Source organism: Cellulosimicrobium funkei (assembly GCF_900155925.1).
GTDB lineage: Bacteria > Actinomycetota > Actinomycetes > Actinomycetales > Cellulomonadaceae > Cellulosimicrobium > Cellulosimicrobium funkei.
The window spans coordinates 687664-702230 of sequence record NZ_FTMI01000002.1; the positions used below are offsets into that span (position 1 = coordinate 687664).

At 75.1% G+C, this 14567-nt stretch carries 13 protein-coding genes and 1 tRNA gene; 5 read left to right on the top strand and 9 right to left on the bottom strand.

Annotated elements, in window-relative coordinates:
- Nucleotides 1-27 precede the first annotated feature (27 nt).
- The 3 genes from BXA05_RS07275 to upp form a co-directional block, all read right to left on the bottom strand.
- Complete coding sequence (locus BXA05_RS07275) at nt 28-750, bottom strand: SDR family oxidoreductase (RefSeq protein ID WP_034651883.1); 723 nt, start codon at nt 748-750, stop codon at nt 28-30.
- A gap of 139 nt (nt 751-889) precedes the next feature.
- Nucleotides 890-1573: a winged helix-turn-helix domain-containing protein gene (locus tag BXA05_RS07280; RefSeq protein WP_076404460.1), complete on the bottom strand. Its 684-nt coding sequence runs from the start codon at nt 1571-1573 to the stop codon at nt 890-892.
- Nucleotides 1574-1888: 315 nt separating this feature from the next.
- The gene (gene upp / locus BXA05_RS07285) at nt 1889-2524 is read right to left on the bottom strand and encodes a uracil phosphoribosyltransferase (protein ID WP_021482058.1); all 636 of its coding nucleotides are present in this window, start codon (nt 2522-2524) and stop codon (nt 1889-1891) included.
- A gap of 325 nt (nt 2525-2849) precedes the next feature.
- Here upp and BXA05_RS07290 point away from each other — a divergent pair, with 325 nt between their 5' ends.
- Entirely contained in the window at nt 2850-3281 is a 432-nt protein-coding gene (locus BXA05_RS07290; RefSeq protein ID WP_074804208.1) for a nucleoside deaminase, read from the top strand.
- Nucleotides 3282-3425: 144 nt separating this feature from the next.
- Here BXA05_RS07290 and BXA05_RS07295 read toward each other — a convergent pair whose 3' ends face one another.
- From BXA05_RS07295 to BXA05_RS07310, 4 genes are all read right to left on the bottom strand, one after another.
- Nucleotides 3426-4229: an NAD-dependent protein deacetylase gene (locus BXA05_RS07295; RefSeq protein WP_043656515.1), complete on the bottom strand. Its 804-nt coding sequence runs from the start codon at nt 4227-4229 to the stop codon at nt 3426-3428.
- 841 nt (nt 4230-5070) lie between these two features.
- Complete coding sequence (locus tag BXA05_RS07300) at nt 5071-7140, bottom strand: carbohydrate-binding domain-containing protein (RefSeq protein ID WP_143311081.1); 2070 nt, start codon at nt 7138-7140, stop codon at nt 5071-5073.
- A complete protein-coding gene (locus BXA05_RS07305; protein ID WP_083711622.1) occupies nt 7140-8036 on the bottom strand; it encodes a polyphosphate polymerase domain-containing protein in 897 nt (298 codons plus the stop codon). Before BXA05_RS07305 ends, BXA05_RS07300 begins: the two co-directional genes overlap by 1 nt.
- Complete coding sequence (locus BXA05_RS07310; protein ID WP_170963149.1) at nt 8033-8716, bottom strand: DUF4956 domain-containing protein; 684 nt, start codon at nt 8714-8716, stop codon at nt 8033-8035. Before BXA05_RS07310 ends, BXA05_RS07305 begins: the two co-directional genes overlap by 4 nt.
- A gap of 223 nt (nt 8717-8939) precedes the next feature.
- On the opposite strand from BXA05_RS07310, the gene BXA05_RS07315 reads away from it, so the two are divergent.
- The 3 genes from BXA05_RS07315 (at nt 8940) to BXA05_RS07325 (ending at nt 11098) form a co-directional block, all read left to right on the top strand.
- The gene (locus tag BXA05_RS07315; protein WP_076404462.1) at nt 8940-9779 is read left to right on the top strand and encodes a siderophore-interacting protein; all 840 of its coding nucleotides are present in this window, start codon (nt 8940-8942) and stop codon (nt 9777-9779) included.
- Nucleotides 9780-9787: 8 nt separating this feature from the next.
- The gene (locus tag BXA05_RS07320; RefSeq protein ID WP_076404463.1) at nt 9788-10810 is read left to right on the top strand and encodes an iron-siderophore ABC transporter substrate-binding protein; all 1023 of its coding nucleotides are present in this window, start codon (nt 9788-9790) and stop codon (nt 10808-10810) included.
- A 198-nt stretch (nt 10811-11008) separates the two neighbouring features.
- Nucleotides 11009-11098, top strand: a tRNA-Ser gene (locus BXA05_RS07325).
- 215 nt (nt 11099-11313) lie between these two features.
- Here the strand turns inward: BXA05_RS07325 and BXA05_RS07330 are convergent.
- Nucleotides 11314-11607 (bottom strand): hypothetical protein, encoded by a 294-nt coding sequence (locus BXA05_RS07330; RefSeq protein ID WP_076404464.1) that lies wholly within the window; start codon nt 11605-11607, stop codon nt 11314-11316.
- Between the two features lie 544 nt (nt 11608-12151).
- On the opposite strand from BXA05_RS07330, the gene BXA05_RS07335 reads away from it, so the two are divergent.
- Nucleotides 12152-12817 carry a Type 1 glutamine amidotransferase-like domain-containing protein gene (locus BXA05_RS07335; RefSeq protein ID WP_076404658.1) on the top strand — a complete coding sequence of 222 codons (666 nt, stop codon included), beginning with the start codon at nt 12152-12154 and terminating at the stop codon, nt 12815-12817.
- A 79-nt stretch (nt 12818-12896) separates the two neighbouring features.
- On the opposite strand, the gene BXA05_RS07340 is transcribed toward BXA05_RS07335, so the two are convergent.
- Entirely contained in the window at nt 12897-14567 is a 1671-nt protein-coding gene (locus BXA05_RS07340; protein ID WP_143311082.1) for a DHA2 family efflux MFS transporter permease subunit, read from the bottom strand.

Genomic DNA, 14567 nt, shown 5'->3' on the forward strand with positions numbered 1-14567 from the left:
CCCGACGTCCGTCGCCGGGCCGGGCGGTCAGGGCAGGACGTCGGCGAGCGCGTCCTCGACGGGGCGGTCGCCGCCCACGAGGTCGAGCACGAGTCCGGCCGAGCGGGGCTCGTGGAGCACCGCCGCGAGCACGAGCGCGACGTCGTCGCGCGTCACGTCGGACCGCTCGCCGACGGCGGCGCCGGGCTTGCGCCGCTTGCCGCGCGGCTTGTCGCCGTCGCCCACGGGGGCGAGGGCCACGAGCCCGACGCCCGGGTCGTCGGTGAGACGGCCGGGCCGGACGATCGTCCACTGCAGGTCCGTGCGGGCGCGCAGGTCGTCCTCCGCAGCGGCCTTCGCCCGCAGGTAGGCCCAGAACACGTCGTCGACGCCGTCGGGGCGCTCGTCGGCACGGGCCGCCTCGACGCCGCGCGACGAGACGAGGACGTATCGCCCCACCCCGGCGCGCTCGGCGGCGTCGGCGAGGAGGGCCGCGCCCGCGCGGTCGACCGCGTCCTTGCGCGGCGCCCCGCTGCCGGGTCCGGCGCCCGCGGCGAACACGACGGCGTCCGCACCCTCGAGCTCGAAGGACACCGCGACGGCGTCGTCCTTCTCGAGGTCGACCAGCGCGACGTGCGCGCCGAGCTCCGTGAGATCCGTGATCTGCGCGGCGGACCGCACGAAGGCGACGACGTCGTCCCCGCGCTCCACCAGCGTCCGGGCCAGGCGACGGCCCACCTGGCCGTGACCTCCCGCGATGACTGTGCGCATGGGCCGAACGTATCGCCGCACGCGCGTCCGCGCCCGGCGAGCGGGCGGCGTGCGAGGGTCGTCACAGGAGGGGGTTGCGCTGCCGGGCGCGTGGTCCCCCACGTACCCCCACGTCGACCGCGGCCCGGCAGCGCGGTCCTCAGGCGGCGTCCCCCGAGCCGCCGAGGACGACGGGGGTCTGCGGGTCGAACCGGTAGCCGAGCCCGCGGACCGTGGTGATGACGTGCTCCAGCCCGAGCTTCTCGCGCAGGCGTCGCACGTGGACGTCGATGGTGCGGCTGCCGCTCGCGACCTCGTGGTCGGCCCACACGGTCTCCAGCAGCTCGGCGCGCGTCACGACGCGGTGCGCCGTGCGCGCGAGGTACGACAGCAGCTCGAGCTCGCGGAAGGTCAGGCGCGCGGAGCGGCCCTCCACGGTGACCGTGCGCCCCGCGGGGTCGATGACGACGCGCGGCACGGGCGAGAGGGTCGCGAGCCGCTCGCGGAACGCGGCGATGTCCTGGACGGGCGACGACGTCGCGGTCGTGGGCTCCGCGAGGGCGAGCGCCGTGTACGTCTCGGCGCTCGGCAGCCAGTCGCGCGCGAGCTCGCCCAGGGCCTCGGCGAGCTCGACGAGCTGCGCCTGCGGCTGCTCGCCCGGCGCGGCGTCGACGCCGACGTAGAGCACGAAGCCGGGGTTGCGCCGCGGGGCGGCGGGCTCGGGCGCCGCCGCGCGGGGCGCGGGGGCGGGCCGCGGGGCGGTGGGGCGCGGCGTCGTCGCCCGGGCGGCGGGGACGCGGGCCGACGGCGTGCGGCGGGCGGGGCGGGTAGCGGTGAGCGTCATGGGTGGCTCCGGGTGCGTCGGGCCGACGGCGACGCCGGGAGTCCGGCGGGTCGGCAGGGGTCGAGGGCTGAACCGAGGTGCGGGAGAGGGTTCAGGCCTGACAACAGACGCACACGACCGCGCCCGGGAGCACGCCGGACGGCGCGCTGACGGGACGGGTCGAGGTGCTCACGGGAGCGAGCATGGCAGCGGAGCGCACGGCACGCCAAGAGGAGCCGTGGAAGTTCTCATCATGCGGACCGCCGCGATCTCGCGTTCCGGGCGTGCCGAGCGGGCGCCGGGGCGTCCCGGCGGGTGTTCGTGCAGGTGGGAGGGTCAGACGACGCCGTACAGGCGGTCGCCCGCGTCGCCCAGCCCGGGCACGATGTACGCCTTCTCGTCGAGGCGCTCGTCGACCGCGGCGACCACGAGCTGGACGTCGACGCGCTCGCCGACCGCCTTCTCGAGCACCTGGATGCCCTCCGGCGCGGCGAGCAGGCACACGGCGGTGACGTCGCGCGCCCCGCGCGCGAAGACGTAGTCGATCGCCGCGACGAGCGTGCCGCCGGTCGCGAGCATCGGGTCGAGCAGGAAGACGTGCCGGCCCGTGAGGTCGTCGGGGAGGCGGTTCGCGTACGTGACCGCCTCGAGCGTCTCCTCGTCGCGCTGCATCCCGAGGAACCCGACCTCGGCCGTGGGCAGGAGCCGCGTCATGCCCTCGAGCATGCCGAGGCCCGCGCGCAGGATCGGCACGACGAGGGGGCGCGGCTCCGCGAGCCGGACGCCGACCGTCCTGGTCACGGGCGTCTCGATCTCGTGCGGCTCGACGCGTACGTCCCGCGTCGCCTCGTAGGCGAGGAGGGTGACCAGCTCGTCGACGAGGAGCCGGAACGTCGAGGACGTCGTCTCCTTGTTCCGCAGGACGGTCAGCTTGTGGGCCACGAGCGGGTGGTCGGCGACGTGCAGGCGCATGGTGACAACGGTATCGGACCGCGGGCCGTCCGCCGTACCGGCCGGTAACCGATCCGCGCACGGGGCGAGCGCGCGGTCGCTAGCCTGGTGCGGCCCGCTCCTACCGACCGGAGGTCCCGTGCCCGACGACGTCGCCCACCCCGGCGAGCCGGCCCACCCGGGCGGCCCCGCCCGCTCGGGCGACCCCGCCCACCGGGGCGACCTCGCGCACCCGGAGGAGGGGACGGCGTCGGGCAGCGTGCCGCGCGGGCTCGCGATCCCTGCCACGGAGGGTGCGTTCCCGCCCGCCACGGTCGCGGGGCGCCGCCGGACGTGGGACGCCCTGATGGGCCTCGCGCTGCACGAGGCGACCCACGCGCTCGCGAGCGCCGACGTGCCCGTGGGGGCGGTCGTCGTCGGGCCGGACGGTCGGCTGCTCGGCGTGGGGCGCAACCGGCGCGAGGAGACGGGCGACCCGACCGCGCACGCCGAGGTGCTCGCGCTGCGCCAGGCCGCCGCGACGTGGGGGGAGTGGCGCCTCGAGGGCTGCACGCTCGTCGTCACGCTCGAGCCGTGCGTCATGTGCGCGGGCGCGCTCGTGCTGGCGCGCGTCGAGCGGCTCGTGCTCGGGGCGTGGGACCCGAAGGCCGGTGCGACCGGCTCGGTGTGGGACCTCGTGCGCGACCAGCGCGCGAACCACGCCGTCGAGGTCGTCGGCGGCGTGCGCGAGGACGAGTGCGCACGGCTGCTCCGCGACTTCTTCGGCGCGCAGCGCTGACCGCACCCCCTGTCGTCGTGGTCGCGGAGGGGAGGAAGGACGGCGCCGGGTCTACCATCCGGCGCCTCGTCCCTCGGCGCCTCCCGCCAGGCCCGCCACGACCCGGCGCCGTCCTTCCTCCCCACCGCTCGTGGGTCGGTCGCCTCAGCGCGCGAGCGCCTCGGCGAGGGCGGTGAGGGTCTCCGTGGTGCCGGCCTCGATCTTGAGCGTCGCGAGCGGGTCGCCGCGCGTCCATCCGCGGTTGACGATGACGACCGGCTTGCCGTCCTTCGCCGCGTGCCGCACGAACCGCAGCCCGCTCAGCACCGTGAGCGACGACCCGGCGACGAGGAGCGCGTCGCCCTCGTCGACCATGGCGAACGCGCGGTCGACCCGCTCGCGCGGCACGTTCTCCCCGAAGTACACGATCTCCGGCTTGAGGACCCCGCCGCAGAACTCGCACGGTGCGGGCCGGAAGTGCGACGTCTGCTCGATCACGGCGTCCGCGTCCGGCGCGATCTCCACGTCGCCGACGTCGCCGACGCTCTCCAGGAACCCCGGGTTGAGCGCGGTCAGGCGCTCGGCCAGGTGCTCGCGCGAGATGACGCGCCCGCACTGCAGGCAGATCACCCGGTCGTAGCGGCCGTGCAGGTCGATGACGTTGCGGCTGCCCGCGTCCTCGTGCAGCAGGTCCACGTTCTGCGTGATGAGCCCGACGAGCACGCCCGCGTCCTCGAGCCGCGCCAGCGCCCGGTGGCCCGCGTTCGGGTGCGTGCGGTGCACGTGCTGCCACCCGACGTGGTTGCGCGCCCAGTAGTGGCGGCGGAACGCCTCGTCCTGCACGAACTGCTGGTACGTCATCGGGTTGCGCGGCGGCGAGTCCGGGCCGCGGTAGTCCGGGATCCCCGAGTCCGTCGACACGCCCGCGCCCGTGAGCGCCGTGACCCGCAGCCCGCGCAGCAGCTCCACCGCGTCCTCGACCGTCCCCGTCCGCGGCGCCGGCTCCGCGCCCGCCGGCGGCTGGCTCGGCCGCCACGCGAGCCGCGACGACAGGGTCGGGACGGCGGACGGCAGGTCGGCGGCCGACGTCGCCACGTGCGCGGGGGAGGCGGTCGTCGGTTCGGTCGGGTCGGTCGGGGACGGTGCGGTCGGGTCGCTGGGCACGTCTCCCACGGTACGACGAGAGCGGGGACTGAACCCCGGCCCGCCGAGGTAGCCCTGGTCACCCCGAGGGAGACCCGAGGCCCCGCGAGGTAGAGCTGAGGTCGCGCGAGGTAGAGCCGTGGTTCGGTCGAGGTAGAGCCGTGGTCCCGTGAGGTGGACTCGAGGTCTGGCGAGGTAGAGCCGTGGTCCCGTGAGGTGGACTCGAGGTCTGGCGAGGTAGAGCCGTGGTCGCGCGAGGTAGACCCGAGGTACGGCGAGGTAGAGCCGTGGTTCTGCGAGGTAGAGCCGTGGTCTTGTGCCCGACGGCGCGGGTCGGGTCTGGATGGTGGTGCCGCCTTGCTGGTGGCCGGCTGAGGCGCCCTCGCCGCGGGCGACCGACCGCCGTCGGGCACGACGGTGCTCCAACGCGAGGACGCGGCACGACCACGGCAAGGGCTCCTCGCGACCAGGTGGCCGCACGGACCGGAGTGGGGACGATCCTTGGCGCGCTCCTGCCGGTGCCCGACCGCGGGTCTCTCTCGGATGACCTCGGCTCTACTTCGCGGGACTTCGGCTGTACGTCGGGGAACCACGGCTCTACCTCGCGGGACCGGGGCTCTACCTCGGCAGGGCGCTCGGGCTGGGATCCCCGCCGGACGACGCGCGGTCAGGACTCGGTGGTCTCGCGCTGGCCCCTGGTGCCGTTCTGGGCCGTGGTGCCGTCCTGCGTGCCCGGGCGGGTGGGGCGGCCCCCCATGCCGCCGCCGGTCCAGTCGCCCGCGACGGCGGTCACCGAGCCGGACGGGGTGGTCACCGTGTAGGTCTCGCCGGTCGTCACGTCGGGGGAGGAGACGACGACGTTCGCCGTCTCCTTGGTGACGGTGAGCTCGGCGACGACGGTGCCGTCCGACGCCGTGACGGTGACGGTGTCGCCGGCGCTCGCAGAGACGTCGGCGGCGAGCCAGCCCTGCTCGGAGTCCGTGGCCGGTACGACGACCATCCCCGCGCTGCCCGCCGCGACGAGCGAGCCGCCGGAGACGGTGAACGTGCCGTTCACGTCGAGCGCGCCGTTGCCGTCGTTCGTCGGGCCCTGGACGACCGTCTCGCCGCCCGTGACCGTGAGCGACCCGTTCGAGTCGATCCCGTCGCCGCCCGCGTCGATCGTGAGCGTGCCGCCGGAGATCGTCAGCGACGAGCCGTCGTCGGCGTCCATGCCGCCGCCCGCCATGCCGCCCGCCCCACCGCCAGGGCGGCCCTGCGGCAGGTCCGTGCCGTCGGGGGGCTCGACACCGTCAGGCAGGTCGTCGCCCTGCGGGGGCTCGGGCATCTCGCCGTCGGCCGGCATCTCCGGCGGGGTGCCGCCCGTCGTCCCGCCCGGTGCACCGTCCGGCGGCTCCGGCATGGTGCCGTCGACCGAGCCGCCCGCCGCCGAGCCGCCCGCCGCCGTGTCGCCTGCTGTCGTGCCGCCTGATGCCGTGTCGCCCTCGCCGGTGCCGGTCGTCGACCCGACCGTCGCGTTGAGGCCGTCGTCGCTCGCCGTCACGTCGACGTCACCACCGGAGATCGTGAGGGTCGCGCCCTCGATGCCCTCGACGGACGTCGCGACGGTGAGTTCACCGCCGGAGACGGTGACGTCGCCGTCGGCGTGCACGCCGTCGTCGCCGGACGACAGCTCGACGGTCCCGCCCGAGACGGACACGGCGCCGTCCGAGTGCAGCGCGTCGTCGGCGGCGTCGACGGTGACCGTCGCGTCGTCGCCGACCACGACGCCCACGTCGCCCTTGAGGCCCTTCGCGGAGGCGTCCTCGCTCACGTCGGCGCCCGCACCGCCGGCCGCGGTGACCGTCAGCGTGCCGCCGGAGACGACGACGTCCGTCACCGCCTGCACGCCGTCGTCGCCCGACGTGACGGTGACGTCCCCGCCGCGCACGTCGACGAAGCCGAGGGCCGCGTCGCCGTCCTCGGTGGACTTCAGCCCGTCCTGCGCGGCGGTGACGTCGAGCGTCCCGCCCGTGACGACGAGGTAGTCCTTGCCGCGCAGGCCGTCGTCGCCCGCGTCGACGGTGAGGTCGCCGCCCGCGACGACGAGGCCGTCCTTCGAGACGATGCCGTCGTTAGCGTGCGACGTCACGGTGAGCGCGCCGTCGCCGCCGATCACGAGGTCGGCCGTCGAGAACAGCGCGCCGTCGGGCTCGCCGTCGGCGTCCAGCTCGGAGGGCTCCTCGGCGCCGGTGAGGCTGTTCGTCGAGCCGTCGGCGAGGACCACCGCGACCTTCTCCGCGTCCTGCACGTTGACGGCGGCGTTGGTCGGGGAGGTGATGTCGGCGTCGTCGAGCACGAGCTGGACGAGCCCGCCCTCGGCGGTGTCGACGACGACCTGGCCCTCCAGCGTGCCGCTCAGCACGTACGTGCCGGGGGCGGTCACGGTGACGGTCGCGCCGTCGACGGTCACGCCGTCGCCGTCCACGGTGGCGGTGCCGCCGTCGAGCGCGACAGTCGTCGCCGACGCCTCGTCGACCGCGAGGTCGGCGTCGTCCACCGTCACCTCGGTGTTGTCGGCGCGCGCCTCGTCCGGGGTGAGGCCGGCGACGGCGTCGGACGCGGTGGTCGAGGTTGTGGTGCTCGCGCTCGCGGACGTGTCGTCCGTGGCGGCGTCGCTGCCCAGGACCGAGCAGCCGGCGAGGACGGCGGCCGCCGCGGCCGCGGTGAGGTACGTGAGGGGTCGTCGGATGCGCATCACAGGCTCCTGTCGTCGTGCCCGGGGGTGCGGGCGGGTTGTCGGGCGAGGTGGTGGGCGGGAGTCCGGTCGGACGTCGTGCCGCCTGGGGAGGGGGTGAGGTGGCGGCGGATCACGCGCCGCCAGGGGCCGTCGGGCAGGTCGGGGCGCAGCAGCGCCAGCCCGGTGCCGTACTTCGAGATCCGCTCGGGGCGGTGGCCGTGCCGCCACAGCAGCCGGTCGAGGTCCGACGGCGTCGAGCCGCCCTTCGTCTCGACGACCGCCAGGTGGGTGACGGGCCAGGAGAGGGGGCGGGCGCCGTCGGGCCGGTCGAGCTCCCACGTGAGCCCGGTGTCGACGGTGGCGCGCGCGGCGCCGTCGGGCCGGGGGAGCAGGAGCGTCGTGCGGCGGTACCGCGACACGAGGCCGGGTGCGAGCGCGTGCTCCGGCACGCCGTCGATGCCCTCGGCGGCGAGCGTCCGGTGGACGAACTCCTGCCCGCCGTCGAGCGCCGTCGGGCAGTCGTGGGCGACGCGCTGCTTGAGCGTCGTGCCGCGCGCGGCGCGCGTCTTGACCTCGAGGAAGCTCGTCCCGGAGTCGAGGTAGGTGCGCGTGCGGACCTTGAACCGCCGACGGCGGCGCGTCGCCGTGAGGCGGAACGACGCGAGGTCGGGCGTGTCGAAGTACACCGACTCGTAGGCCGCGCTGCGCGCGCCGTCGATCTCGAGGACGCGCGCGGCGGTCGTGCGGGAGAGGGCGTCGAGCACGGCGACCGCGTCGTCCACCGGCAGGACGTACTTGCGGTCGACCCGGGTCAGCAACGCGGCCGTCCCGACGAGCTCGTCGAGATCCACCCCGGTGAGCGGCTGCAGGGCGGCGCGCACGCGGTCGTCGGCCGGGAGGGTCTGCGGGCTCATGCGCGCACCCCCGTCCGGGCGGGGAGACCGTCCGGGGCCGCGGTGGCCACGCGGAGCGGCGCGGCGTCGGCCGCGGGCGGGGGGACGGCGTCGGGCAGGACGGCGGGACGGGCGGGGCGCGCGCCCCGGCGCGGCGTCCGTGGGGCGGTCCAGCGGACGTCGACCCAGGTCGTGTCGTTGACGAGGTCGAGCCGCTGCACGCTCACCCCGCGGACCTCGGCGCCGAGCAGCTCCTCCAGGTAGCGCGTGAGCTCGGCCGGGTCGGCGAGGGCGCGGTCGACGACGACGGTCTGGCTCTGCGCGCGGCGCAGGACGCGCGGGTGGTCGACGACGGCCATCACCCCCACGACGAGCGCCATGCCGGCGAGGGACAGCCAGCCGGTGGCCGCGCCGAGGCCGCCGAGGAGGCCCAGCGCGAGGGCGGCGAAGTAGTAGGCGACCTCGGTCTGCGAGAGCTCGGTCGAGCGGAGGCGGATGATCGACAGGACGCCGAAGAGCCCGAGCCCCAGACCGGCGCCGACGCTGCTCGTCGCGAGCGTCGCCGCGACCGCGAGCACCCCCACGTTGACGCCGAGGTACGCGACGACGAGGTCGCGGCGGCGGTGCCGGGGGAAGTAGAGGCCGAACGCGAGGACGGTGACCGCGACGAGGTCGACGAGGTACAGGACGGGCTGGGACACGAGGCCTCCGGGTGCCGGGGCGCTGGGCGCCGTGGTCGAGGACGTCCTCATTCCGCCGGTCGAGCCTGTGCGGCCGCTGTGGAGGGCACAGGGTGCGTGTATGAGTTCCCTCGGGCCCCACGACCGCGCGACTCGCCCTGCTCCGCAGGGTGGTGACCGGCGTCACGACCTCGCGCCCAGGCGGTGATGTTAGCCTCACCTAAGTCACCGACGAGAGGTTGTCATGTCGACCACCACCGCGCCCGCCCCGCGGCGCGCCCGCCCCCAGACGGTCCTCGAGGTCCTCGAGACCGCGTGGCTCTCCCCGCACCTCGTGCGCGTCGTGGCCGGGGGCGACGGGTTCGCCGCGTTCACGACGAACGAGCACACCGACAAGTACGTCAAGATCTACTTCGCCAAGCCCGAGCTCGGCCTCGAGCCGCCCTACGACGTCGCGGCCCTGCGCGACACGCTCGCGCCCGAGGACGTGCCCGTCACCCGCACGTACACCGTGCGCTGGGTCGACGAGGCGGCGCGGCGGCTCGCGATCGACTTCGTCGTGCACGGCGACGAGGGCCTGGCCGGGCCGTGGGCCGCGCGCGCGAAGCCCGGCGACCGCCTCGTCCTCTCCGGCCCCGGCGGCGGGTACCTGCCCGACCCGGCCGCCGACTGGCACCTGCTCGCCGGCGACGACTCCGCGCTCCCCGCGATCGCCGCCGCGCTCGAGGCCATGCCGCGCGACGCCGTCGGGCACGCCGTGCTCGAGGTCGGGACCGAGGCCGACCGCCTGCCGCTCGAGGCGCCCGACGGCGTCCAGGTCACCTGGGTGCTGCGCGGCGACGCGCCCGCCGGGACGACGACGCTCCTGCCCGACGCCGTCGCCGACCTCCCGTGGCGGGAGGGCCGCGTCCACGTCTTCGCGCACGGCGAGCGCGGGGCCATGAAGGCCCTGCGCCGCGTCTTCACGGAGCGCGGCGTGCCGCGCTCCGACCTGTCGCTCTCCGGCTACTGGGCCTACGGCCGCGCGGAGGACCGCTTCCAGGCGGAGAAGCGCGAGCCCGTCGGCCAGATCTTCGAGGACTGAGGAGTCCCATGCACCGCACCAGCACCACCCGTCCCCGCCGCGCGCTCGCGGCCGTGTCCGCGCTCGCCGTGCTCGCGCTCGCCGCGTGCTCGTCCGGCGACGGCGACGCCGAGGCTTCGCCGTCCGGCAGCGCGACCGCCGACGGCGCCGCGGACACCTTCCCGGTGACCATCCCCACGGCGTTCGGCGACGTCGAGATCCCCGAGGAGCCGGAGCGCGTCGTCGCGCTCGGGTGGGGCGACGCCGAGACCGCCCTCGCGCTCGGCGTCCAGCCCGTCGGCGCGAGCGACTGGCTCGCGTTCGGCGGCGACGGCGTCGGCCCGTGGCTCGCCGACGCGTACGACGAGTCGCCCGAGATCATCGGCACCCTCGAGCCGTCGTACGAGCAGATCGCCGTGCTCGACCCCGACGTCATCCTCGACGTGAAGTCGTCCGGCGACCCCGAGCGGTACGAGCGGCTCTCCGAGATCGCCCCGACCGTCGCCATCCCCGAGGGCGGCGAGGCCTACCTCACGCCCATGGAGGACCAGGTCGGCATGATCGCCGCCGCCCTCGGGCGCAGCGAGGCCGGCGACGAGCTGCTCGCCGAGGTCGACGACGCGTTCGCCGCCGCGCGCGACGAGCACCCCGAGTTCGCGGGCAAGATCGCCGTCATCGGGTCCTACTGGGCCGAGGGCTTCGGCGCCTACGTCTCGACCTCCAGCCGCGGCGAGTTCATGCAGGGCCTCGGGTTCGAGACCAAGCCCGAGATCGACGAGGCCGCCGGCGAGGAGTTCTCCGCCACCCTCGGCACCGAGAACGTCGACCTGCTCGACGCCGACCTCACCGTCATCCAGCCCATCGGCTTCACCGCCGCCGACGTCGAGGCGCTCCCCATCTTCCAGACCGTGCCGTCCGTCGCCGACGGCCGCTACGTCGTGTTCGACGACAAGGACCTCTCCAACGCCTTCTCGCTCGGCACGCCCACGGCCGTGATCTACGCGATCGACAACGTCACCCCGCTGTTCGCCGAGGCGCTCGCCGGGAAGTGACGCCCGTGCCTCCGGCGGGGTGCGCGACGCGCGCGGTCCGGCGGCGGGTGTTGCCCGACGGCGCGGGGCGGGCCGGGTGGTCCGTCTCGCGCGGGCGTCGAGCGGGGCGTGCGCGACCCGGCGCAGGAGCGGCTGACCGGCCGATTCGGTGTCCGGGGGTGTGACCAGGTATCCTTCCTGGGCCGGGTATCCCGGCGAGGTAGCGTGTCCGAGCGGCCTAAGGAGCACGCCTCGAAAGCGTGTGTGGGTGAAAGTCCACCGTGGGTTCAAATCCCACCGCTACCGCCACCCGAAGGGCCCCACCCGCAGAGTTCTGCGGCGGTGGGGCCCTTCGTCGTACGCCACCCTCCGATTTCGCTCCGTCTTGCCTGGCTGACCGCCTCCGGGCGCAGCCCCGCGCTCCGCCCGTTGCGCTCGCTTCGCGCACCCCACCGTCCGGCGGCTCATATTGCCAAGGGGCCCAGGAGTCGTTCCGAGACCGCCTCGTCGTCACGCAGCCGCGCTCACGTCCAGAAGCGAGGGTCCCGCCACCAGTAGCCGTCGAGATCACCGACCATCCGAACGTCGGAGTCGCGCACGAGCCGCCGCAGCTCTCGCCCGGCGCCCGACGATGACTGACGCATCAGGGACTCGATGATGTCGCGTGTCTCAGCGAGGGGCCTGTGGAAGCCGCAGCACTCCCAGATGCCGCAGCTGGTCACGGACGGTTCGACCACGGCATCGGCGCGTGTCCAGACCGACAACGCGACGAGGAGCGATCCGCGCACCAGGCCTGTCCGATGCTCGTACTGGAGCACCGCCGCTCGGGCTGACCCGGACAGGCTGCCGCCACCGACCTTCGGTCTTCGGAGCGGAGTCGTCGCTCGCGCGATCAACTGCGCCTCCGCGCGCAGCTGGGAAGGACGCCTACGCGGCATGTCCCTTCGTGGAGGTGTGCATGCCGCGATCGTAGGGGCGCGGAAGGAGCCGCGTCCATCTGTCACTGTCCGGCCCCGAACCGACAGCCGAGCATCCGGCCAGCTCCGGCCCGCGTCAAGGGCGCCTGCGCGGTCGCTGCGCGATGGCCTGCGGCCGCCCTCGACCCGGACCTCCGCGGAACTGTTGTGAGGCCGCGCTTCGGTGCAGGTCAGCGGTGATTCCATGCAGTCTCGACCGAGGGCATGAAAGGCGACCATCCAAGCCACCGCTACCACCCCGAAGGGTCCCATTCGCGGAACCTGCGGCTGTCGGGCCCTTCGTTGTCACTCGGTCGTGCTGAGACGAGCGCCGCCGACGTGGCGCGATGAGTTCCCGCCCGCACGGAGGTCTGTCGTGCAGACCGCCGGAGCCGAGGAGGACGCGATGAAGCTGTTGCTCACGTCAGGGGGAGTCACGAACCCGACCATCGAGGGGGCGCTCGTCGGGCTGCTGGGCCGGCCGATCGGTGAGTGCTCGGCGCTGTGCATCCCGACGGCGTTGTACGGCCACCCGTGGGTGGGGCCGGGGAAGAACGCCCGGGACTTCATCACGGGGGAGTCGGACCACATGGCGGGGTTGGGGTGGGGGTCGGTTGGCGTGCTGGAGCTGACGGCGCTACCGAGCATCCCCGCGGACCGCTGGGTGCCGCTCGTCCGGGAGACGGACGTGCTGCTGGCCGCGGGCGGTGACGCGGGGTACCTGGCGTACTGGATGCGACGGTCGGGGTTTGCGGACCTCGTGCCGTCGCTCACCGAGACGGTCTACGTCGGGATGAGCGGCGGCAGCATGGCCCTGACGCCGCGCGTCGGCGAGGAGTTCGTGGGGTGGGAGCCGCCCGACGGCGAGGACGCGACGCCGCTGGGGCTCGTCGACTTCTCGATGTTCCCCCACCTGGGCCACCCGGACCTGCCCGACAACACGGAGGCCGCGGCGCGGCGGTGGGCTGCCGCCCTGGGCGGGCCGGCGTACGCGGTCGACGACGAGACGGCCTTCGTGGTCGACGGCGCGGTCGAGGTCGTGTCCGGGGGCGTCTGGCACCGCCTGGCGTAACCCGCGTCGGCTCGACCCGGCACCGGGCTCGGCGCGACCCCGCGCCGGGCGGGACCCGCTCCGGCGTCGGGCCCGACCCTCACCCCGACCGGCGCGACGCCCGCACGACGGCCGTCGCGGACGCGAGGCCGAGCACGAGGAACGCCCCGGCGACGAGCAGCGACCCGCGCGTCGCGTCGGCGAACCCGGACGCGAGCGCGTCGACGACCTCGGGTTCCTGCGGCCCGAGCTCGCCGTGCGTGCCCTCGGCGCGCAGCTTCGCGATGACGTCGCCGGCGGAGCCGCTCGTCGCGTCGGCGAGGCGCGTGACCTCGGCGTCGGGCAGGCCCTCGCCGTCGAGGGCCGCGGGCACGGCGCTCGCGAGCAGGACGGCGAGCGCGGTCCCGACGAGCGCGGTCCCGAGCGCGGAGCCGACCTGCCGCGCCGTCGACTGCGTGGCGGAGCCCTGGCCGGACTCCTCGGCGGGGACCTGCACGAGGGTCGTGCTGGTGAGCTGCGCGGAGGCGAGGCCGAGCCCGACGCCGTAGACGACGAGCAGGGCCGCGAGCAGCCACGGGGAGACGGTCGCGGTGACCGTGAGCGCGACGGCGGCGACCCCGACGATCTCGAGCGCGAGGCCGATGACCACGACGAGCGGGGCGCCGACGGCGGCGGCGAGGTGACGCGCCGACGCGCCGGAGAGGAACGCGCCGAGCGCCATCGCCGCGAGCACGAGCCCGGCGCCCATGGTGGACAGCGCGAGCACGTTCACGAGGAAGAGCGGCAGGACGAAGATGATGCCGAACTCGCCGACGGCGACGGTCGTCGCGGTGACGTTGCCCCACCGGAACGTCGGGATGCGGAACAGCGTGAGGTCGAGCAGCGCGGACCGCCGCACCCGCGCGCGGTGCCGCTCCCACACGACGAAGAGCACGAGCAGGAGCAGCCCGGCGGCGAGGAACACGGGGGTGGGCGAGACGGGCGCGGACGTCGGCCAGGTCGCCCCGAGCAGCTCGACGTCCCCCTTCGGGCTCCACCAGCCGAACGTCTGGCCCTCGATGAGTCCGAACACGAGCGCGCCGAACCCGAGCGCGGACAGCAGGAGCCCGACGAGGTCGAGCCCGGGGGCGGACGCGTGTGCCCGGGTCTCGGGCACCCAGAGGTAGGCGCCGACCACGACGAGCGCGCCGACGGGGACGTTGACGAGGAAGATCCACGGCCACGTGAACGACGTCGTGATCCACCCGCCCGCGAGCGGGCCGACCGCGGCGGCTCCCGAGATGACGGCGCCCCAGACCCCGAACGCCGCGGCCCGGTCCTTGCCGCGGAACGTCGCGTTCACGGTCGACAGCGTCGAGGGCAGGATCGCGGCCGCGCCGAGGCCCTGGGCGAGCCGCCCGACGATGAGCGAGCCGCCGTCGTCGGCCGCGGCGGCGAGCAGCGACCCGGCGAGGAAGACGGCGACGCCCACCACGAGGAGCCGCCGTCGCCCGAGCCGGTCCCCGAGACGGCCCGACGAGAGCAGCAGCGCGGCCAGCACGACGGCGTACGAGGCGCTGATCCACTGCGCCTCGCTCAGCCCGAGGTCGAGGTCGGCGACGATGTCCGGGACGGCGACGGCGACGATCGTCCCGTCGATGACGACCATCGACAGCGCGACCGCCAGGACGACGAGCGCGCGCCACCGGTTGGCATGGGCCCGCGGGTCGACGGCGGGTTCGTCGTCCTCGGGCGGTTCGGTCTGCGGCGCGTTCCCCTGCACGGACTCCAC